This is a genomic window from Candidatus Latescibacterota bacterium (assembly GCA_020633725.1).
In the GTDB taxonomy this organism is placed as follows: Bacteria; Krumholzibacteriota; Krumholzibacteriia; order JACNKJ01; family JACNKJ01; genus VGXI01.
In genome coordinates, this window is record JACKDC010000005.1 from 160,141 (window position 1) to 182,250 (window position 22,110).

Below are 22,110 nucleotides of genomic sequence, written 5' to 3' on the forward strand. Positions count from 1 at the left end.
GCTTGTGACGGGACGCCCGGGCCGCTAGACTCGGGCGCCCCCGTCGAAAGCGAGCGCCCATGATCCGCCGGCTCCTGCCGCTCCTGCTCCTCCTCGCCCTGGTCCTGCCCGTCCGTGCCCAGCCGCCGGCGCTCCAGCTCGAGACCCTCGCCGGGCCGCTGGACCTCGATCCCTCGCTGCCGCGCCTGGACGCGCTGCTGGGCTTCCCCTGGGGCGAGCGCCCCGCCGACGGCGACGCGATCCTCGCGGCTTGCCAGCGGCTCGCCAGCGCCTCGCCGCGCGTCTCGCTGCTCCACTACGGCCAGACCTGGGAGGGACGTCCCCTGGTCTGCGCGGCGGTGAGCAGTCCGGAGAACATCGCGCGCCTGGAGACGCTTCGCGCGGCCCACGTGGCGCGCATGCGTGGGGCCGACACGGGCGACGACCTGCCGCTGGTGCTGTGGATCGGCGCCAGCGTGCACGGCGACGAGACGTCGGGCGCCGACGCCGCGCTCGGCCTGCTCGCGCTGCTCGCCGCCGACCGTGGCCGGGCGACGGCCGGCCTGCTCGAGCGGGCGATCGTCCTCATCGATCCGCTGCAGAACCCCGACGGCCGCGCGCGCTTCATGGCCCGCTGGCGCGCCTGGGGTGGGCCGTCGCCGGTGCTCGACGACCAGGACCTCGGCCACCGCGGCGAGTGGCCCCCCGCCCGCGGCAACCACTACCTGCAGGATCTCAACCGCGACTGGTTCACCCTCTCCCAGCCCGAGACGCGCGGACGCGTGGCGCTCTTCCTCGACTGGTATCCGGCGATGAGCGTCGACCTGCACGAGATGGCCAGCAGCGCCACCACGCTCTTCTCGCCCCCGCGCGAACCCGACAACCCGCACCTGCCCGCGGCCACCCGCGGCTGGTGGCAGACCCTCGGCGACGCCGTGGCCCAGGCCTTCGGCCGCCGCGGCTGGCCCTGCGTGACCGGCGACTGGAACGAGGAGTTCAGCCCCAATCGCGGCGGCTCGTGGCCGCTGCACCTGGGGACCGTGGCGATCCTCGCCGAGCAGGCGAGCAGCGACGGCGGGGCCATCCTGCGTCCCGACGGCCAGATCATGGACTACCCCGACACCGTGGCGCGGCAGTTCACCGTGGCCTGGACGCTGCTCAGGACCGCCGCCGACAGCGCCGAGGCCCTGGCGGCCGACCAGCGCGCGTCGCGCCGCGCCTGGAAGGGCGTCGCCACCGACGGCACGCGCCTCTACCTCGTCGACGCCTCGCGGCGGCCCGAGGCGGCGCGCGATCTCGCCGAGCGCCTCACCGCTCAGGGCATCCGCGTGGACCGGACCCGCGCGCCCCTGCGGCTCGACGACGCGGTGGACGCGTGGGGCGAGCGGCGCGGCGGCCGCGCCTTCCCGGCGGGCAGCTATGTGGTGGACCTGGACCAGCCCGAGGGACGGCTCGCCGCGGCGGTGCTCGAGCTGGATCCGTCGCTGCCCGACAGCTTCCTCACGCGGGAGCGCCGCAGCCTCGAGCGGGGCGGTGGCACGCTGCTCTACGAGGCGGCCGCCTGGTCGCCGGCACTGGCGGGCGGCGTGGACGTCTACCGCTCCTCGCGCCGTGCCGAGCTGCCGTCGGAGCCCCTCGCCGAGGCCGCCCCCGGGGGCGTCTCGGGCGACGACGCCCCGCTGGGCTTTCTGCTGCGGCCGGACAGCCCGGGCGCGATCGACGCGCTCGCCGCCCTGCTGGGCGAGAGGGTCCACGCCCTGGCCAGCCAGGAGGCCTTCGCGCGCGACGGGCAGGAGTGGCCGGCGGGGACCGTCTACCTGCCCAGGCGGGGCAACGGCGCGGCGCTCGGCGAGCGGCTCGCGGCGATCGCCCGCGCCACCGGCGCGGAGTTCGTGGGGGTGGACCAGGCGCTCTCGACCTCGGGCCCCGATCTCGGCAGCTCGACGTGGCGCCGGCTCGGATCGCCCCGGGTGGCGCTGCTGGCCGGCTCGCCCTTCTACGCGACGTCCTTCGGCGCGCTCTGGCAGCACCTCGAGCGCGACCTGGGCCTCGCCGTCACGCGGCTGGACTTCGATCAGCTCGACACGGCCGATCTCGATCGCTACACGGTGATCCTCGTCCCGGACGCCGGGAACGGCCGCGGCGCGTCGCTGCGCGGCCGCCTGGGCGGCGCGGGCTGGACGCGCCTCGAGGCCTGGGTGCGGCGCGGCGGGACGCTCATCGCCACCGGCGAAGGCACGGGCCTGCTCTTTCCGCCCCCCGACGAGGCCCCCTGGGGCGACGCGCTGGGCGCGCTGCGCCCGCGTCGCCAGGTGCTGGACCAGGTGGACAGCCTGCTCGACGCCGGCCGGCGTCTCGCCACGCTCGACGCGCTGCGCGTGGACGGCGCCGCGCTCCGCGCAGGGGACAGCACGGCGGTGCGCCGCGCGCCCCTACCGGCGGCGAGCATCGCCACCACAACCCCCGAGTACGACGCCTGGCTGCGCCGCTTCGCCCCCGGGGGCGCGATCCTGCGCGTCGACCTGAACGCACGCCACTGGCTGAGCGCCGGCGTGGGGGACCGCGTGCCCGCCATGGTGAACACGGACCTCGCCCTGCTCAGCCTGGCGCCGGAATCGGTGGTGGGCCGCTTCGCCCCGCCGCCCAGCCTGCGCCTGGCCGGGGTGCTCTGGCCGGAGGCGCGCTGGCGCTGGGCGGAGACCGTCTATCTGAGTCAGGAGCGCGTGGGGGACGGCCAGGTGATCGCCTTCCTCGGCAACCCGGCCTACCGCGGCGCCTTCCGCGGCACGCTGCGGCTGCTGGACAATGCGCTGTTGCTGGGTCCCGGGCTGGGGACGCGGCCCAGGCCGCCCGTCCTGCAGGACTAGTCGCGCCGCCCGAGCCCCGGGGCGGGCGACTCGCCACCGCCGCCGACGGGACGTCGCCAGGGCAGGGGCCCCGTGCCGCGGCCCCAGGCGAGGGCGCGGCGCAGCGCGCGCACGTTGTTCTCCGCCAGGACGTAGAAGGTGGGCAGCACCACCAGCGTGAGCAGGGTGCTCGCCGCCAGGCCGCCCATGACCGCGCGCGCGAGCGGGAAGTAGTACGCGTCCGCCACCGACGCGCGGCCCAGCGCCAGGGGCAGCAGGCCGAGGACGGTGGTGGAGGCCGTCATGAGGATCGGCCGGAAGCGGTCGCGGCAGCCCTCGACGATGGCCTCCTCACGGCTGAGGCCCCGCCGCCTCAGCGCGCCGATGTGATCCAGCAGCACGATCCCGTTGTTCACCACGATCCCCACGAGGATCACCATGCCGATCATCGCGAACAGGTTGAGCGGCGTGCGGGTCAGCATGAGCGTCCAGAACACGCCGAGCACCGCGAAGGGGATGCAGAGCATGATCACGAGCGGGTGCAGGAAGGACTCGAAGAGCGCGGCCATGACGAAGTAGACGCAGGCCAGCGCCAGCAGCGTGTTCACGCCCATGTCGTTGCGCTGCTCGCGCTGCTCGCGAAGGCGGCGACCCTCGGACCAGCTGTAGCCGCTGGGCAGGTCGAGGGAGTTCATCACGGCGCGGACCTGCTTCATGGCGCCGTCGTAGTCGTCGCCCTCGTAGGAGGCGCTCACGGTGAGCGCGGTCTTCTGGCGCTCGCGCATGATCTGCGCCGGCCCGCGGCCGATCTCGAAGCGGGCCACCTGGCCGAGGAGGACGGCCCGGCCGTCCTGCATCGTCACCGGCAGCCGCATCAGGTTCTCGACGTTGCGGCGATCGCTGGGCTCGAGGACGATGCCCATGTCCACCTCGCGGTCCTCGCCCTGGAACTTGCGCAGGCCCACGCCCCGGAAGGTCAGGCCCAGCACCTCGCTGAGCTGCCGCGGGCTGACGCCGTAGCGCGCCGCCAGCGCGCGGTCCAGGATGACGCGCACCTCGTCGCGGCCGGACTCGCGGTTGGTGTCCACGTCGTGCAGGCCGTCGATGAGCTCCAGGCGGCGGATGACCTCCGTGGAGAGCGAGGCCAGCAGGTCGGAGTCCTCGCCGAAGAGCGTCGCCGAGATGAGCTGCGCGCCCTGGCCGACGTCCTCGTCGCCACGGAAGCGGTACTTCGCGCCGGCGAGCACCGGCAGGTTCTCGCGCAGCTGGGCCCGCAGGTCGCCGATGCGGTCCGGAGTCACCTGCACGCCGTCCGCGAAGTAGAGGCGGAAGACCGTGTAGTTGTCGTCGAAGAAGGTGTAGACGGCCTTCAGGTCCATGCTGTCGCGGCGCGCCACCAGGTAGTCCTCCAGCGCGGCGACGTACTCCTCCACGCGGTAGAGATTGGTGTTGTCGCTGTACTCCACCTCGAACTGCACGTGGTCGCGCTTGACGCCGCCGCCTTCGTCCATGTCCGCCGGCCCGAAGCCCGTGACCTTGGCGACGAGCAGCGTGAGCGCCACGACGCCGACCAGCAGCGTCACGGTGGCGCGGCGGTGCCGCAGGGCCGTCCAGCGCAGCACGCTCAGGTAGCGCTCGCGAAGCCAGCGCAGGAAGGCGAACTCCCCGCGGCTGCCGCCCGCGCGCACCCGCGAGATGAGCAGGGGCACCACCGTGAGGCAGATGAGCAGGGAAAAGATGAGCGTGACGGAGATCGTCATGCCCACCTCGGACAGCCACAGCGTGATCTCCGAGTTCTTGGTCAGCACGATGGGGGCGAAGACGATCACCGAGGTCAGCGTGCTCGCCACCACCGCAAGGGCCACCTCGCGGCTGCCTTCGCGGGCGGCGGTCAGGGCGTCCTCGCCCTTCTCGCGCCGGCGGTAGATCGCCTCCAGCACCACGATGGCGTTGTCCACCAGCATGCCCACCGCGAGCATCAGGCCCATCATGGTGAGGATGTTCAGGCTGCGGTGGCTCAGGTAGAGGAAGGCGCAGGTGGCGATCACCGAGACGGGAATCGCCACGGCGGCGACCAGCGTGGTGCGCAGCCGGCGCAGGAAGACCAGCAGGATGCCCACGGCCATCAGCGAACCGATGAGCCCCGACATCAGCAGGCCCTTCAGGCTGGCGAGGATGTTCTCGCCCTGGTCGAACCACACCACCACGTCGATGCCCTCGAGCGTGGGGTCGTCCTGGATCTGCCGCAGCACCTGGCGGACGCGGCGCGTCACCTCCACGATGTTCGCGCCGCTGGCCTTCTGGATCTCGAAGGCGATGGCCGGCTCGCCGTTCAGATGCCGGTAGTAGTTGGGCGCCGGCTCGGCGTAGACGATCTCGGCGATGTCGTCGAGCCGCACGCCCGCCTCGCCCACGGGCAGGGCGCGGATCTCGTCGAGGTTGCGGAACTGCCCCAGGCTGCGCACGGTGACGCGCTGCCGCCCGTCCATCACCCGGCCGAGGGAGAGGTCCACGTTGCTGGCGTTGAGCGTGCGGAAGAGCGCGCCGATGTCCACGCTGTGCGCCACGATCTTGTCCAGCAGCAGGTAGATGGTGACGTCCTTGGGGCTGATGCCGTCCACCTGCACCCGCCCCACGCCCTCGATGCGCTGCAGCGGCGCGATGATCCGCCGCTCCAGCAGCTCGTAGGAGCCGGCGAGATCGCGGCCCGGCGCGCTGATGCGGCCCTCCATCACCGGGATGTCCGTGGTGTTGAAGGTGAAGATGAAGTAGTCCTCCACGTCGTCCGGCAGCAGCGGGCGCACCTGCTCCATGCGCTCCTTGACCTCGAGGCGCAGGACGTCCACGTCGCGCCCGAAGTCGAACTGCACGCCGACGAAGGCGCCGTCGCGGCCGGAGAACGAGCGCAGCTCCTTCACGTCGCCCAGGGTGGCCATGACCTCTTCGACCGGGCGCGCGATCTCGCGCTCCACCTGCGCCGGCACGGCGTTGGGGTAGGGGATCTGCACGCCCACGAAGGGCCAGTCCACCTTGGGCAGGAAGTCCAGCTTGAGGCGCGTGAGGCTCACGGCGCCCAGCACCACCACGGCGGCCAGGGTGACGAGCACGGTCACGGGACGGCGCAGGCTGAAGTCCGACAGGCTCATCTCAGGCCTTCCGGTCCAGCAGGTCGTAGGTCACCGGGATGACCACGAGCGTCAGCAGGGTCGCCAGGCTCAGTCCGCCGATCACGGCCACGGCCATGGGGGCGCGGATCTCCGCGCCTTCGCCGAGCCCCAGGGCCATGGGCGCCAGGCCCAGCACCGTGGTCAGCGTGGTCATGAGGATGGGCCGCAGCCGCGCGGCGCCCGCCTCCACCAGCGCCCTGCGCTTTGGCACACCCTCGCGGCGCCGCTGATTGACGAAGTCCACGAGCACGATGGCGTTGTTCACCACGATGCCCGTGAGCATGACCGCGCCGATCAGCACGACGATGCTCACCGCCGTGTGCGTGGCCAGCAGCGCGAAGACCACGCCGACCAGGCCCAGCGGCACCGTCATCAGGATCACGAAGGGGTGGAGGAAGCTCTCGAACTGGCTGGCCATGACCAGGTAGACCATGAAGATGGCCAGCGTCACCGCGAGCATCAGGCTGCGGAAGGACGTGGACAGCTCGCGATTCTGTCCGCCCAGGGTGGCCGCCATGCTGGGCGGCGGGGGCATGTCGCCCAGCAGCTTTTCGATGGCCCGCGTGGCGCTGCCGAGGTCGCGCCCCGCGAGGTTCGCGCCGATCACCGCGGCGCGCTGCTGCCCCACGTGGACGATCTGCGCCGGTCCCGTGCCCACGTTCACGTCGGCCACCGTGGCGAGCGGGATCGGGCGCCCCTCCACCTGTCCCACCACCAGGCCGCCGATCTCGGCGACGTTCATCTCCTGGGCCGCGGCGCGGCGCACGCGGACGTCCACCTGGCGGTCCTCCTCCTTGAGCCGCGTGGCCACGTCGCCGCGGATCTTGCCGCGCAGCGTGCGGCTCACCGTGTCCATGTCGAGGCCGAGGCTGGCCAGGCGGTCGCGCTCGAAGTGCACCTGCACCTCGGGGTTGCCCTGCTCCAGGCTGCTCTTCACGTCGCGCAGGCCGGGGATCTGCGCCATGGCCACGGCGAGGCGGTCGGAGTAGGCGGCGAGGCCGTCCAGATCGTAGCTGTAGACCTGCACCTCGATGGGCGTCTGGAAGCTGAAGTAGCTGGGCCGGCGGAAGCTGTAGCGGATCTCGGGGTAGCCCGAGAGGATCTGGCGACAGCGGTCGATGAGCGCCGCCTCGCCCGCGCGATCGCCGGCGTCGGTCACGGTGATGCCGAGCTGCGCGACGTTCTCGCGGCGTTCGCTGCGCGCTCCGCCCAGGCTGGGGTTGTCGCCGGCGCTGGCGTAGAGGACGTCGATGCGCGGATCGTCCTTCAGCGCGTCCTCGATCTCGCCGAGCTTGTCCTCGGCGCGCGCCAGCGGCGTGCCGGCGGGGAACTCCAGATCGAAGGCGAACTGTCCCTGCGCGAAGGGGGGCACCAGCTCGAGGCCGAGGAAGGGCAGGCAGAGCAGCGCCGCCGCCGCGAGCAGCACGGCGACGGCGAGCGTCGCGGCGCGATGGGCAAGCGCGGTCTCGAGCAGGCGCGGGTAGGCGCGGTCGAGGCGCTCCCAGCCCGCGTCGAAGATGCGCTGCAGCGGCCAGAAGATCCAGCCCAGCAGGCGGCTCAGGCCAGCGCCCACCCAGCGGCCCACGCGGAGCAGCAGCCCGGGCAGCAGGGCGAAGAGCGCGCGTCCGACCCAGCGCAGCAGCCAGCCCACGGGCCGCGCCGGCCAGGTCAGGACGCGGCGGACCCGCCCCCGGGGGCGGACGGGCCGGGGCGTCGGCACCGCCTCCGGCTCTTCGGGCAGGGCGATGCCCGCCGGTCGGCCGCCCAGGCTCGAGAGCACGGGGATCAGCGTCAGCGCCGCCACCAGCGAGACGAGCAGCGAGGCCGCCACCGTCAGCGCCTGGTCGCGGAAGATCTGTCCCGCGATCCCCTCCACGAAGATGATGGGCAGGAACACGGCCACCGTCGTCAGCGTGGAGGCCGTGACCGCGCGCGAGACCTCCGTGGCGCCTTCGCGCGTCGCGTCCCAGAGGCTCGCGCCCTCGCCGCGCCGCCGGCTGATGGCCTCCAGCACCACGATCGCGTTGTCCACCAGCATGCCCACGCCGAGGGCCAGCCCGCCCAGGCTCATGATGTTGAGCGAGATGCCGAGCTGCTGCATCACGAAGAAGGTGCCGAGCACGGACACCGGGATCACCGTGGCGATGACGAAGGTGCTGCGCCGGTTCTTGAGGAACAGGTAGAGGACGAGCACGGCCAGCAGGCCGCCGATCACGGCGTTGCTGCGCACCTCGCGCAGCGACTGCTCGATGAAGGTGCTCTGGTCGGCCAGCACCACCAGGTCCGTGCCCTCCGGCAACTCACCGCGCAGCCGCTCGAGGCGCCGCTTGACGGTCTGCGCCACCTGCACGGTGTTGGCGCTGCCCTCCTTGAAGAGGCTCAGCTCCACGGCCTCCTGTCCCCGCACGTGGGAGACGACCTCGCGCTCCTTGTAGCCGCGCGTGACCGTGGCCACGTCGTCCAGCGTGACGCGGCGGTCGCCGTCCTCGTAGACGATGGTGCGGGCCACGTCGCCCTCGTCCTCGAACTCGTTGAGGGTGCGCACGAGGAACTCGGCGTCGCGGTCGCGCAGACGGCCGCCGGCGGTGTTCAGGTTCTGGTCGCCGAGGAAGGTGGAGACGGCGCTGATGGGCAGGCCCAGCGCGGCGAGGCGGTCTTCGTCCACCTCGACCTGGATCTCCTCCTCGAGACCGCCCTGCACGCGCACCGACGCCACGCCCTCCAGCGACTCGAGGTCCTTCTTCAGGAGGCGGTCGGCGAGGTGGCGCAGCGTGACCAGATCGTGCTCGCCGTAGAGGCCCAGGCGCAGGATGGGATCGAGGTTGGGGTCGTAGCGCAGGAGGACGGGGCTGCTGGCGTCCTCGGGCAGCCGCACCATGTCGACCTTCTCGCGGACGTCGAGCGAGGCGAAGTCCATGGCCGTCTTCCAGCCGAACTCCAGCGTGATCTCCGACACGCCGGGCCGCGAGACGGAACGCAGGCTGCGCAGACCCTGGATCACCGACACCGCCTCCTCGAGGGGCTCGGTGATGAGCTTCTCCACCTCGGCCGGCGCCGCATCGGCGTACTCGGTCTGGAGGGTGAGCGTGGGGTAGGAGATGTCGGGCAGCAGGTTGAGCGGCAGCCGCGTCAGCGAGACGAAGCCGAAGAGCAGGGCCGCGACGGTGATCATGAACACCGTCACCGGCCGCCGCATGGAGCCGGTGACGATCTTCATGACGCGTCGTCCTCGGCGGGGGTCGAGTCGGCCAGCGCGCTGCCCTCGGCGCCCAGGTCCTTGATCTTGGTCCCGGGCCGCAGGCTCCCCGTACCGACGCTCACCACGCGCTCACCCAGGTCGAGCCCTTCGAGCACCTCCACGTTGCGTCCGTTCGCGAAGCCCGTGCGGACGCTGACCTTGATCACGCTGTCGGCCACGGCCTTGAAGACATAGGTCTCGCCCCCCTCGGGCACGAGCGCCCGCTTGGGGATGACGAGGACGTCGCGATGCATGTCCGTCTGCACCTTGACCCGCACGAAGGATCCCGGGCGCAGCACGCCCTCCTGGCCCGCGATGCGGCAGGTGATCTTCACCGTGCCCGTGCGGGTGTCGACGATCGGCGCCACCCGCAGCACCTCGCCCGGCAGCTCGAGCTCGGGCTGGGTGTCGGGCGCGACGACCACGGCCTGACCGGGCGCGATGCGCATGGCCTGCTTCTCGGGCAGGTAGATCTGCGCCAGGAGCGGGTCGCTGTCCACGAGCCGGTAGAGGGTCGTGCCCGCGGTCAGATGCTGCCCCGGATCCACCCGCCGCTCGACGATCCGCCCTCCGAAGGGCGCCAGAATCCGCGTGTTCGCCACGCCGATCTCCGCCGCCTTGCGCTGCGCCTCCGCCTCTTCCCACTGGAAGCGAAGGTCCTGCAGTTCCTTGTTGCTGATGCCCTGCTCGTCGTGCAGCGCCTCACCGCGCTTGAACTCCCGCTCCCGGGCCTCGGCGCGGAGGGTGGCCTCCTTCAGCGCCACCGCCTCCGCCTCGCCGTCGAGCTGGGCGAGCAGCTGTCCGGCGATGACCCAGTCGCCCTCCTCGGCCCGGAGGCTCTGGATCTGGCCCGCGGCCTTCGACTGGACGTCCACCTGCTTCTCGGGCTCGAGCGAGGCCGTCGCGCCGAGATAGCTGGGCACGTCGTCGCGCGTCACCTCCGCGAGCTCGACGGGAATCCGCGGCTCCTCGTCCTCCTTCTTGTCCTTGTCGTCCCCGTGACGGAAGCGCGCCAGCAGTCCGCCGGACTTGCCCTGGCTCTTGCTGCTGTCGGCCTGGCTGCTGTCGGCGACGGCCGTGCTGTCGGCGGCCTGCCCTGCGTCGGCCGACGTGTCGCCGTTGCTCTTCGCGCAGCCCGAGAAGCCGTGGCTCGCGGCGAGCAGGAAGATCGCGAGAATGACGAACAGACTCAGGGGGCGAGAGTCGGCGGTGGATCCGGAGATCCGCTGCATGGTGGCCTCCTCGGCTCGAACGGGGAGTGGCGGCGAGCTGGACAGGTCGCTGGCGTACGGTCCTTGTCGTGAACGGTTACGCCTCGACTCCTTGGAGCCGCGCAGGCCGGTCTTGGTTACATCGCCCCGCGGCTTCGACGATCTGCGGACCCGTGGCTCGGCGTGCGCCCGCCCCCGGGGGCGGGTTGTTCAGCGGCGGCGCGTGTCTGGCGCTATCGGACCTCCTGGTCTCGCTCGCCCCCGGGGGCGGGTGGGGCTGCCGCGGGAAGATTCTCTCGACTATCTCTCGTGCCGCCCTTGACGGCCTTCATATGATACTATACATTGGTATCCCACGCAAGCCTCCCGCTGCACTTTCCTGGGACTTTCAACATGGAGACTCGAGCCGACCGCGCCCGGCGACTGCACCGGGCTCTGACGACTGAACTTCAGCGATTGCAGCGCCTCGAGAAGGGCGCGCTGCTCTCCTTCGCTTCTATCATGGAAGATCAGCTCTACCGCGAGCTGGGCTATTCCTCGATCCATGCCTACGGGCGAGAGGCGCTGGGCTTCTCCGAGCGCAAGCTCTCGGCCTTCGTGCGCATGGCAGGCGCCCTGGAGCGGCTACCGGAGACGCGGCGTGCCGTCGAGGCCGGCGAGTTGCCCTGGACCAAGGCGCGGGAGCTCGTCTCGGTGGCGACTCCCGCGAACGAGACCCTCTGGTTGAGCGATGCCAAGCGCCTCGGCCGCCGCGCGCTCGAGCGGAAGGTGAAGGCGAGTCGGCCGCGGCCGCCGAGGAAGCGCCAGGATCCCCCGGCGCTGTTCGCCGCGGGCGACCCCGAAGCGCGCCGCGAGGAGGCCGAGGCCGCCGCGCCGCTGCGCATCACGCTGAACTTCACGCCGGAGCAGCACGCGCGCTGGGAAGCGCTGATCGAGCAGCTGCGCAAGGACGGGCAGCTCGACCCGAGGGAAGAACTGGTGCTCGCAGCGCTCGCCACCCGCCCCCGGGGGCGGGTGAAGCAGGCCGCCACCGTGATCATTCGCCGCTGTCCGGACTGCGGGGCGCAGGCCTACGTCACCAGCCGCGGCGAACTGCCCGCCCCCGGGGGCGACCTGCCGCGCACGCTCACGCCGGCACTGCGGCGGACGATCCTCGCCCGCGACGGCCACCGCTGCCAGGGGCCGGGCTGCACGAGCACGCGCTTCCTCGAAGTACACCACCGGAAGCCCCGCGCAAACGGCGGCACGAACGACCCGAGTAACCTGATCACGCTCTGCAGCGCGTGCCATCAGCTCCATCACGAGCGGGGCCTCGCGCGGGCGGTCGTCGCCGGGGCGAGCGCGCGCGGCTCGCCCTGACTGACGCCGCCGCACGAAAAAGCCCGGCGACACGGGGTCGCCGGGCGGGGCGGAGCTGTGCGCGTGCGCAGCCCCACACGGCAAGTTTTCATTCAACCGGGTCCGGTACTCCTGCTATACTGAGGCGGATGCACCTGCCCCGTCGTGGGCATCTCGGGTAACCCTCGAAAGGACACTGTGATGATGAAGACCGTGAAGGGACTGGCCGCAGGCCTGCTAGTTCTCCTCCTGGCCCTGCCGGTGCTGGCCGACGCCACGCGCCTGCCGCTCGGCGAGGACGCCACCCGACTGGAACTGCTCTCCCGGGTGGGCGATGCCTACCACTATAGGCTCAGCCTCGACGGGCTCGCCGCCGAACGCGTGATGACGCCCCAGGGCGCCTTCACCCGGCTCGAGATTCCCGGCTACTACCACAGCCAGGACGTGGGCGCCCCCGCGCTGCCGCTCGTCAACCGGCTGATCGAGATCCCCTTCGGCGCCCGGGCGCAGGTCAGCGGGATCGACGTCCGCGAGCGCACGGTGGACCTGGCCGCCAGCGGCTTCGGCGATCCGCTGCTGCCGGCGCAGGCCAGCGTCTCCAAGAGCATGGATCCGGCCATGGCGCCCTTCGCTTACGATGCCGACGCCTACCGCGTCGATCCCGTGGCGCGCGATCTGGTGCGTGTGGTGGATTGCGGTCAGCTCCGCGGCGTGCACGTGGGACGTCTCGAGATCTCCCCGGTGAGCTACTCGCCGGAGGGGGGGAGCCTGCGCGTGGCCGAGAGCGTGGAGTTCACGGTGGACTTCGCGGGGGGGGATCCCGTGGCCGAGGCCCGTCTCAAGGCCCTCACCCGTAGCCCCTTTTTCACCCCGGTCTACGAGCGCATCGAAGGCGTGCGCGGTCTGCACGACAGCTATCCCGATCACGTCCGCGATCTGGTGACCCTCGTCGTCGTCACGCCGCCCGAGTTCGAGAATCAGCTGGCGGACTTCGTCGCGTGGAAGGAGCGCCGCGGCTTCAAGACGATCCTCGCGGTAACCGGCACTCCCGAGGTGGGCAGCACCAAGGAGCAGATCCGCGACTACATCCACGGGCTCTACAACAACGCGACGCCGGAGCTGCCGGCGCCCAGTTTCGTGATCTTCGTGGGCGACATCGCGCAGATGCCGACCTTCACCGAGGGCGGCGACGTGACCGACCGGCCCTACTGCGCGGTGGACGGGGACCTCTACCCCGACATCTACTACGGTCGCTTCAGCGCGACGAACCCGACGCAGCTGCAGAACATCCTCGACAAGACCCTGATGTACGACCAGTACGCCATGCCGGATCCCAGCTACCTCGACGAGGTGGTCATGATCGCGGGCATGGACGGCAGCTTCGGGTCGACCTGGGCCAATGGCCAGATCAACTACGGGACGACCTACTACTTCAACGCGGCGCACAACATTCTCAGCCACACCTACCTGTACCCGAACTCCGGCAGCCATGCCGCCGACATCGTGCAGGACGTGAGCAACGGCGTGAGCTACGTGAACTACACGGCGCACGGCAGCACGACGAGCTGGTCGGACCCGTCCTTCACGCAGTCGAACATCAACAGCCTGCAGAACTCCGGGAAGTACTGCCTCGCCGTCGGCAACTGCTGCCTCACGAGCAGCTACGAGGTGGCGGAGTGCTTCGCGGAGACCTGGCTGCGCGTCGCGGACAAGGGCGCGATCGGCTACATCGGCGGCAGCAACTCGACCTACTGGGACGAGGACTACTGGTGGGGCGTGGGCTACGGCTCGATCGTGGCCAACCCCACCTACGAGACTCACGAGATCGGCGCCTACGACGGCCTCTTCCATGACCATGGCGAGGCCATGACCCAGTGGTACGTCACCAACGACGCGCTGATCTACACCGGCAACCTGGCCGTGACCGAGGCCGGCAGCAACCTGATCAGCTACTACTGGACGATCTACAACCTCATGGGCGACCCGAGCCTCAGCACCTGGATCGGCACGCCGGGCACGAACCCCGTCAGCCACGACGCCACGCTGTTCACGACCAGCGCCTCGATGTCCATCAGCGCGCTCCCGAACAGCTACTGCGCGCTCAGCCAGAACGGCGTGCTCAAGGGCGCGGGCACCGTGGACGCGACCGGCACGCTGGACATGGAGATCTGGGAGCTGCTGACGCCGGGCACGGCCGAGTGCATCGTGATGGCCCAGAACAAAGTGCCGCACGTGGAGACCGTGAACATCGCCGTACCGGCGACGATCGTCTTCGATCCGGCGACGATCGACGCGGGCGTGCCCACCGACGTGACGGTGGGCGTCTACGAGGCCGACGGCGTGACGCCCAAGCCCGGCATCGAGGTCTGGGCCGACGGCATCGGCTACGCCACCGCGCATTCCACCACCGGCGTGGACGGCACCTGCGTCCTCAGCCTGGACTACCCCTACGGCCCGAGCCTGGACATCTGCGGGCAGGACCCCGCCGAGACCTACCTGCTCTTCCGGCAGGCGCTGCCCGTCAACGCGCTGGCCCAGAGCGGCATCGCGCTGCGCGTGAACACGGACATCGGTCTGAACGGCGCCTTCCCGCTCAACCTGCCGGGCACGCTCGAGGCCTACAAGCCCTTCGGCGGCGCGCTGCCGGCGCACGAGCTGTGGGCCTACGTCAACGACGAGCCCGGGCTCATGAGCACGGCGGACGCCCTGACCCTCACGCCGAACGCGCTGGGCAGCGTGCGCGGCGTCTTCGCGCAGGTGGGCTACGACTGCGTCGAGGCGACCTTCCCCATCATCGAGGCCTTCGGCACCCTGACCGGCCACGTGGACGCCGACGGCAGCCCCGCGGCGGGCGCGCTGGTCCAGGGCTGGGACGGCGGCGCGCAGCCGGCCTTCGAGGCCGTCTGCAACGCCTCGGGCGACTACGACATGGGCGAGGACATCCTCGTCGCCGACTACACGCTCACGGTGACGCTCTTCGGCTTCGAGCCCTTCAGCGAGGCCCTCTTCGTCGGCTACGGGCCGAACGTGCACGACGTCGACCTGCTGCCGGCGCCGAGCGGCCTGCTCACGGGCACGATCACCGAGGCGGGCAGCGGCGCGCCCCTCGGCGCGACCGTGCGGATCTTCCGCAGCGACACCGGCGAGCTCTACGAGGAGCTGAGCAGCAGCCCGACCACCGGCGCCTACGCCAGCGGCGCGCTGCCCTACTTCGACTGGGACGTGACGGTGCGCGCGAGCGGGCACATCCCGGAGAGCGCGACCATCACCGTGGACGCGCCCGCGGTGACCCGTGACTTCGTGCTCGAGGAGACGGTCGGCAACATCCTGATCATCGACGACGGCGCCAAGTCCACCTGGCACGAGGCCAAGCTCGACCTGGCCGGCAACGTGATCGAGGCGGGCTACGAGGACGCGCCCAAGGACATCGCCACCCTGCAGGGCGACCTGGAGGGCCTTGGCTACACGGTGATCGTCGAGACCATGTCCAGCAACCCGTCCACCTGGTTCGACTACGATTTCATCATGACCTGCAGCGGCAACAACACCACGACGCTGGACAACGCCACCTTCCGCGCGGCGCTTCTGAGCTTCGTGCAGGCCGGCGGCAAGCTGCTGGTGGAAGGCGGCGAGGTGGGCTACGACTGGGACTACCAGGACAGCGCCTGGGCCCAGGCCGTGCTGCACGTGGCAAACTGGAACCACGACAGCAGCGGCAGCGTGACCGTCTACGACGCCAACCATCCGGTGATGAGCTTCCCCAACGCCATCACGGGGCCGATCACCGTCAGCTACTCCGGATACGGCGATCAGGACGCCCTCGTGGTGACGGCCGACGCGGAGCGCATCGGCGCCTGGACCAGCTATCCCACCGATGCGAGCATCATCGTCTGCGACCGCGACGCCACGCCCGAGGATGGCGACTTCGTCATGTTCGGCTGGTGCTATGCGTCGATGGACGCGGCGAAGCGCGTTCAGCTTCTCGAGAACGCCGTGGTCTGGCTCATCGGCGGCGGACTGACGCCCGTCGAGGAGGCGCCCGTGACGCTGCCCACCCAGGTCGCACTGCGCGGCAACTTCCCGAACCCCTTCAACCCGAAGACCTCGATCCGCTTCGAGCTGCCGGCCACGGCCCAGGTCGAACTCGCGGTCTACGACGTGAAGGGCCGCCGGGTGGCGACGCTCGTCGACGGCACCCTGATCGCGGGACCGCACGTGGTGGAATGGCAGGGCCGTGAGGCGAGCGGCGCGCAGGCCACGAGCGGCGTCTACTTCGCCCGCCTGAAGGTGGGGGACGAGGTGCTGACGCGGAAGATGCTGCTTCTGAAGTGACGCGATCGCGTGTCCTCTCTCGCGCCGCTTCGAAGGCGCGCGACCCGGACACGCGACCGCTAGCAGGCAGACTCGAGGGGGGAGCCGCTTGGCTCCCCCCTTTGCGTCCCCGACGGTGCTATACTCCAGGGCGCGCGACGCGTCGCCGCGCTCCCGGGAGGTCCACCATGCGCCGAATCGCCCTGCTGCTCGCCCTCGTCCTCGTCGCCCTGCCCCTGGCCGCGCACGCGCAGTGGTCGGACGATCCCCTGGTCAACCTGGCCATCGCCGACCGCCCGTCGGAGCAGGTGGTGCCCAAGATCGCGGCCACCGCGGACGGCGGCTGTTACGTGGCCTGGTTCGATCTGGCCAGCGGCAACTACGACGTCTACCTGCAGCACCTGGACGCGGCCGGCAACGCGCTCTGGGCCCACAACGGCATCCTCGTGAGCGGCCACTCGCAGAACTCGTCCCTGGTGGACTGGGATCTCATCGCCGACAGCGAGGGCAACGCCGTCGTGGTCTTCACGGACGCGCGCGCGGGCAGCGACCTCGACGTCTACGCCTACCGCGTCTCGCCCGCCGGCGCCATGCTCTGGGGCGCCGATGGCCTGACCCTGAGCGACAACACGGACTACGAGCCCTCGCCGCGGGTGACCCAGGCGGCCGACGGCGACTTCGTCTTCATCTGGGCGCGCCTGCCGGATGTGGGCGACGGCAAGCTCATGATGCAGCGCGTCGCCCCGGACGGCACCCTGCGCTTCGCCGCCGGCGGGATCGCCGTGGCGGGCGAGGCCGGCGAGAGCCCCGGCTTCTGCGACCTGGTGCCGTCGGGCGCGGACGGCGTGATCGTCTGCTGGATCCGCGACATCAGCAGCTTCCTCAGCCCGCGCCATCTCTGGGCCGAGCGCTTCGACGTCACCGGCGCCTCCGCCTGGGGCGCGCCGGTGGTGGTCTACGACCTGGTGAGCCTGCCCATCGCCTACTACCCGCAGCTCCTCCCCGACGCCGCGGGCGGCGCGGTGCTGCTCTGGCACCGCAGCCTGAGCAACCTGTACAGCAGCCTGGTGCAGCGCCTGGACATCACGGGCACGGAGCTCTGGGCGCACCAGGGCGTGGCCGTGTCCACGTCGTCGACGCACTACCACATCTCGCCGACCTTCACCTTCGACGCGGCGACGGGCGCGACCACGGTGTTCTGGGACGAGCGCAACACCGCCCAGAGCCAGTGGGGGATCGCGGGCCAGCGCTTCGACGCGGCCGGCGCCCGCCTCTGGGGCGACGGCGGCCGCATCTTCCTGCCCACCGACACGCTCTACAAGTACGCCCTGCGCGCCCTGCCCGCCGCCGGCGGCGCCCTGCTCTTCTGGATCGACGAGCCCGGCGGCTTCGGCTCCGACCGCATCCGCGGCGTGCGCGTGGACGAAGACGGCAACTACCTCTGGGGGCCCGATCCCATCGGCGTGGCCACCCTGCCCAGCGGCAAGAGCCGTCTGCCCGTGGCCGGCGCGCCCGACGGCACGGCGCTCCTCATCTGGGAGGACGATCGCGGCGGCACGGTGGACGTCTACGGCCAGAACGTGCGCCCCGACGGCACCCTCGGCGGCGATCTGACGGCCGTCCCCGGGGGCGCCCCGGCGGCGGCGGCGCTGCTCGGCGCCTACCCGAACCCCTTCAACCCGGCGACCACCCTGCGCGTGGAGCTGCCGGCGGCGGGCCGGGTGCGCGTGAGCATCCTCGATCTGCAGGGGCGGCGTGTCCGCACCCTGCACGCCGGCCTGCTGCCTGCGGGGCCGAGCGCGATGGTCTGGGACGGCCGCGACGACGCCGGCCGCGCCCTGCCCAGCGCGCTCTACCTGGCGCGGGTGGAGACCCCGGCAGGCACGGCGACGGGCAAGCTGCTCCTGCTGAAGTGAGTTGCCTTGAATTCCGGGCGTGATTGGCCGAAACTTCGGCCATGCTCCAGCCCCTCGCCGTGAGTCCGTGAGGCGGACGCCGCGCGTCCTCGCCGTCGCCCTGCCGCTGGCCCTGCTCCTCGTGGGAGCGGGGACGTCGCCGCCCTGCGCCGCGGCGGGGAGCCCGGACGCCGCCCGGCGCCAGGCCGTCGCGAGCGTCGACAGCCTCTGGCTGGCGGGCGACGGCCCGGCCGCCCACGCGCTCATCGACAGCCTGCTCCCCGGCTTCAGAGCCGCGCGCGACAGCCTCGCGGTGGCCCGTCTGCAGCTGCGCCGCGGCTCCATGCGCGCTGCCCTGGGCGACGGCAACGCCGCCCTGCCCGCCCTCGACGAGTCGCTGGATCTCGCCCGCGCCCTGGGCGACAGCAGCATCGTCTGCGACGGCCTGCGCTGGCGAGCCGTCGCCCTCGGCCAGCTGGGCCGCGGCCTGGAGGCGCGGGCCGCCTTCACCGAGCAGCTCGCCCTGGCCACGGCCATCGGCGACAGCGCGGGCCAGGGCTGGGCGCTGAGCGGACTCGCCTACCACGACGGTCTCGCCGGTGAGACCCTGCAGGCGCGCCAGCGCTACACGCGCGCGGCGGCGATCTTTCGCGCGTTGGGACACGTGCGCGGCGAGCTCTGGGTACTCAACGGGCTGGGCATGACGGCCTCGGACCTGGGGGAGTTCGGCGTCGCCCGCGACAGCTACACGCGCACGGGCGCCATCGCCCGGCAGGAGGGCTTCGGCTTCCTCGAGGCGATGGCGGAGAACAACCTCGGCACGCTGGACTTCTCGCTGGGGGATCCCGGCCGCGCCCTCGCGCACTTCGAGCGCTCCTTCGCGCTCTTCGCGGCCCAGGGGGCGATGCGGGAACGCCTCGCCATCGCCCGCAACATCGCCGTCTGCCGCACGGAGCTGGGCGATCTCGATCACGCCATGGCCATGCTGGACTCGCTGCTGGCCGACAGCCGGGCCGGCGGCTACCAGGCGCTGGAGTACGACATCCTGCGCCAGCGGGCCTACGTGCTCTATTCCCAGAACCGCATGGACGAGGCCGCCCTCGGCTTTGCCCCGCTCATGGACTGGCCCGCGGACACGCCCGTGGACGCGCGGATCGAGACGCTCGTCGGCTACTGCGCCGCCCTCGAAGGCCAGGGCAAGTTCGCGGAGGCGCTCGCGCTCCTCGAGGCCAATGCGGACCTCGACCGCGCCGGCGTGGACCTGTCGCCGCGCCTGGACTACGCCACGCGACGGGGAATCCTGCTGCGGCGCCTGGGTCGACCCGCCGAGGCGCTGCGCCTCCTCGCCGACACCGCCCAGCGCGCCGACTCGCTGGGCCTGCAGTCGGTGCGTTCGGGCTGCCTCGTCGACGCCGCGCGCTGCGCGGAGACCCTGGACCGCGTGGACGAGGCCCGCGGACTCTACCTCCGGGCCTGCGAGGTCTGGGAGGAGGAGCGCAGCGTGCCCCTCGATCCCGAGTGGCGCGAGCGGCGCGGCGAGACCGGCCAGGCGGCCTTCACGGGCCTGGCCTCCCTGCTGCTCGAGCACGAGGGCGCCGACTCTCCCGCCTTCCGCGACGCCTACGCCCGCCTGCAGCGCTACAAGGCGCGCACGCTGCTCGAGCACATGCGCGGCCCCGGCCCGGCCCTGCCCGCCCCGCCGCCCGCCGTGAGTCTCGAGCGGCTGCAGGGCGGGCTCCTCGCGCCCACGGAGATCCTGCTCGACGCCTATCTCGGCGAGGCGCACTCCTTCCTGCTGGCCGTGACCCGGGACTCGCTGCGCGTGCTGCGCCTGCCGCCCAGGGCCGCGCTGGAGGCGCGGCTCGATCTCTTCGACCGGCTCGTGGCCCGTCCTCCCGGGGACGACGACTCGCGCCGGGCGCTGCTCGCGTCCGGCGGCCGCGCGCTGGCGGAGGAGCTGCTGCTGCCGCTCGCGCCGCTGCTGCGGGAACATCCCCGCGTGCTCTTCGCCCCTGACGGGGCGCTGCACGGCCTGCCGCTGGCCCATCTGGCGGGCTTCGTCCCCGGCGTGGGCGAGATCGACGGTTTCCAGGTGGTGCGCGTGCCGTCGGCGGCCGTGCTCGCGCAGCTGCGCGAGGGGGGCGAGCCCGGACCGCGTCCGGTGCAGCGGCTGCTGGCCCTCAGCGCGGACGGCGATCTCGAGGGACGTCCCCTGGCCGGCGCGCGGCGGGAGGCCAGCTACCTCGCCGGGCGCTACCGCGGCGTGGAGACGACGCTGGACCCGTCGCGGGGCGCGCTGGCCACGCTCGCCGACGCGGACCTGCTGCATCTGGCGCTGCACGCGGAGGCGCCGCCCGACTATGCCTGGCGCGCGTCGCTGTGGCTCGGCGGGGCGGAAGGTCCGGCACGGCTGTCGGCGCAGACGCTGCTCGCGCAGTCGTTCAACGCCCGGCTGGCGGTCCTGGCTGGCTGCAGCACCGCGGGCGGGCGCATGCCGGTGGGCGCGAGCGCGCAGAACATCGCCAGCGCGCTGCTCGGGGCGGGCGTGCCGGCCGTGGTGGCGAGCCTCTGGGCGCTTGACGACGCCGCCGCCCTCGCCTTCGCTCGCGCCTTCTACCCGCGTCTCGAGCGCGGCGAAAGCGTGGCGGCCGCCCTGGCCGGGGCCCGCGCGGAGCTTGCCGCCGTGGCGCCGGATCCGTACTACTGGGCGGGTCTGGTGCTGGTGGGCGACGGCGACGCCCGGCTCGCCCTGCGCCGCCGCCGGCTGCCCCCACGGGCCGCCGGGCCGCTCGCCGCGGGCGCCGGGCTGCTGATCCTCGCCTTCACGGTGGCTGTGATTTCGCGTACGGAAGGAGCGTCGAAGGGATGAGACGGCGCTACGCGACCCTGGACGACGACGCCCTGCTGACCCTCGCCCGCAACGCCGGCGACGAGGGCGAGCGCCGTCAGGCCGCCGCCGCGCTGCTCGCGCGCTACCACGGGCGGGTCTACCAGTGGTGCGCGGGCCAGCTGGGCGACCCACAGCGCGCCGAGGACGCGGCGCAGGAGGTGCTCTTGTCCGCCTATCGTGCCCTGCCCGGCTTCGACGGCCGGGCCCGCTTCGGCTCCTGGCTCTTCGCCATCGCGCGGAACCGGTGCCTGAGCGAACGGCGGCGGCGAGCCTTCCCGCGGGCGGAGGTCGAGCCCGACAGCCGTCCGGCCACGACGCCCGACCCCGAGCGCGAACTCATCGAGCGCGACGCCCGCGACGCCCTGCTGCGACGTCTCACGCGCTGGCTGGATCCGCTGGAGCAGGAGGCGGTCTGCCTGCGCTATCTCGAGCGCATGCCGGTCGACGCCATCACGCGGGTCCTCGACATCACGCAGTCCAGCGGCGCCCGCGGCGTGCTGCAGAGCGCACGGCGCAAGCTGCGCCGCGCCTACCCCGACCGGGAGGCCTTCCAGGATGACTGAGCCCCGCCACACGCACTGCATCCCCGTCGAGGGCCTGGGCGAGCTGGAGGCGCTGTCGCCGGAGCATCCCTGGCGGCGGCATCTGGCGGACTGCCCGCACTGCCGCGCGCTGCTGGCCGCCTACCGCGGCTTCGTGGACGGCGACGCCGCCCGGGCCGACGCCACGCGCGAGGCGCGGCTGGCGGCCTTCATCGAGCGGGAGATCGCGGGACAGGACCGGCCCGAGCCACACGGCCTCGCGCCGCGGCGGCGTCGCGGCCTGCCCCGCTGGCTGGCGCCGGCGCTGGGCGTCGCGGCGGTGGGGTTCATCGCCATCGGCCTCTGGCCGCACGCCGAGGGGCCGGAGCCCCGCCTGGGCGAGGCGCAGCGCGGTCCGAACCGGAGCGTGGACTCGCTGGTCGTCGCGACCCGTGCGGAGGGGGTGCTGCTGCGCTGGCAGGCGCCCGTGGACGGCGAGCGCGCCGAGGTGCTGGTCTTCGACGCCACCGTCAACCCGCGCGCCGCGTTTCGCGTGGGGGACGCCGACTCGCTGCTGCTGACGCGCGGCCGCCTCGATTCGCTGCGAGCAGGGGGGGGCGCCCTCTACTGGCGCGTGCGCGTGGAAACGCCCGGCGGACCCGCCGAGTCCGCCCCGCAACCGCTGCCGGAGCCGCGCGACCAGCGTCCCTAGCC

At 72.3% G+C, this 22,110-nt stretch carries 10 protein-coding genes; 7 read left to right on the plus strand and 3 right to left on the minus strand.

Annotated features, from left to right (window positions below):
- Window positions 1-59: 59 nt before the first annotated feature.
- Window positions 60-2,846: a hypothetical protein gene (locus tag H6693_11745; GenBank protein ID MCB9516857.1), complete on the plus strand. Its 2,787-nt coding sequence runs from the start codon at window positions 60-62 to the stop codon at window positions 2,844-2,846.
- On the opposite strand, the gene H6693_11750 is transcribed toward H6693_11745, so the two are convergent.
- From H6693_11750 to H6693_11760, 3 genes are read right to left on the minus strand one after another with little or no spacing between them, the layout of a single operon-like run.
- Window positions 2,843-5,971 carry an efflux RND transporter permease subunit gene (locus tag H6693_11750; GenBank protein MCB9516858.1) on the minus strand — a complete coding sequence of 1,043 codons (3,129 nt, stop codon included), beginning with the start codon at window positions 5,969-5,971 and terminating at the stop codon, window positions 2,843-2,845. The genes H6693_11745 and H6693_11750 overlap by 4 nt on opposite strands.
- A 1-nt stretch (window position 5,972) precedes the next feature.
- On the minus strand, window positions 5,973-9,209 hold the full coding sequence (locus H6693_11755) for an efflux RND transporter permease subunit (GenBank protein MCB9516859.1): 3,237 nt from the start codon (window positions 9,207-9,209) through the stop codon (window positions 5,973-5,975).
- On the minus strand, window positions 9,206-10,462 hold the full coding sequence (locus tag H6693_11760; GenBank protein ID MCB9516860.1) for an efflux RND transporter periplasmic adaptor subunit: 1,257 nt from the start codon (window positions 10,460-10,462) through the stop codon (window positions 9,206-9,208). The genes H6693_11755 and H6693_11760 overlap by 4 nt, the downstream gene beginning before the upstream one ends.
- A gap of 435 nt (window positions 10,463-10,897) precedes the next feature.
- Here H6693_11760 and H6693_11765 point away from each other — a divergent pair, with 435 nt between their 5' ends.
- From H6693_11765 to H6693_11790, 6 genes are all read left to right on the plus strand, one after another.
- On the plus strand, window positions 10,898-11,800 hold the full coding sequence (locus H6693_11765) for an HNH endonuclease (protein ID MCB9516861.1): 903 nt from the start codon (window positions 10,898-10,900) through the stop codon (window positions 11,798-11,800).
- A gap of 183 nt (window positions 11,801-11,983) precedes the next feature.
- Window positions 11,984-16,111, plus strand: coding sequence for a T9SS type A sorting domain-containing protein (locus tag H6693_11770; protein MCB9516862.1), 4,128 nt, complete (start codon window positions 11,984-11,986; stop codon window positions 16,109-16,111).
- 167 nt (window positions 16,112-16,278) lie between these two features.
- Window positions 16,279-18,006 (plus strand): hypothetical protein, encoded by a 1,728-nt coding sequence (locus H6693_11775; protein ID MCB9516863.1) that lies wholly within the window; start codon window positions 16,279-16,281, stop codon window positions 18,004-18,006.
- Window positions 18,007-18,073: 67 nt separating this feature from the next.
- On the plus strand, window positions 18,074-20,854 hold the full coding sequence (locus H6693_11780; GenBank protein ID MCB9516864.1) for a CHAT domain-containing protein: 2,781 nt from the start codon (window positions 18,074-18,076) through the stop codon (window positions 20,852-20,854).
- Window positions 20,851-21,438 (plus strand): sigma-70 family RNA polymerase sigma factor, encoded by a 588-nt coding sequence (locus H6693_11785; protein MCB9516865.1) that lies wholly within the window; start codon window positions 20,851-20,853, stop codon window positions 21,436-21,438. Before H6693_11780 ends, H6693_11785 begins: the two co-directional genes overlap by 4 nt.
- Window positions 21,431-22,108, plus strand: a complete 678-nt coding sequence (locus tag H6693_11790; GenBank protein ID MCB9516866.1) for a hypothetical protein — start codon at window positions 21,431-21,433, stop codon at window positions 22,106-22,108. Before H6693_11785 ends, H6693_11790 begins: the two co-directional genes overlap by 8 nt.
- Window positions 22,109-22,110 lie beyond the last annotated feature (2 nt).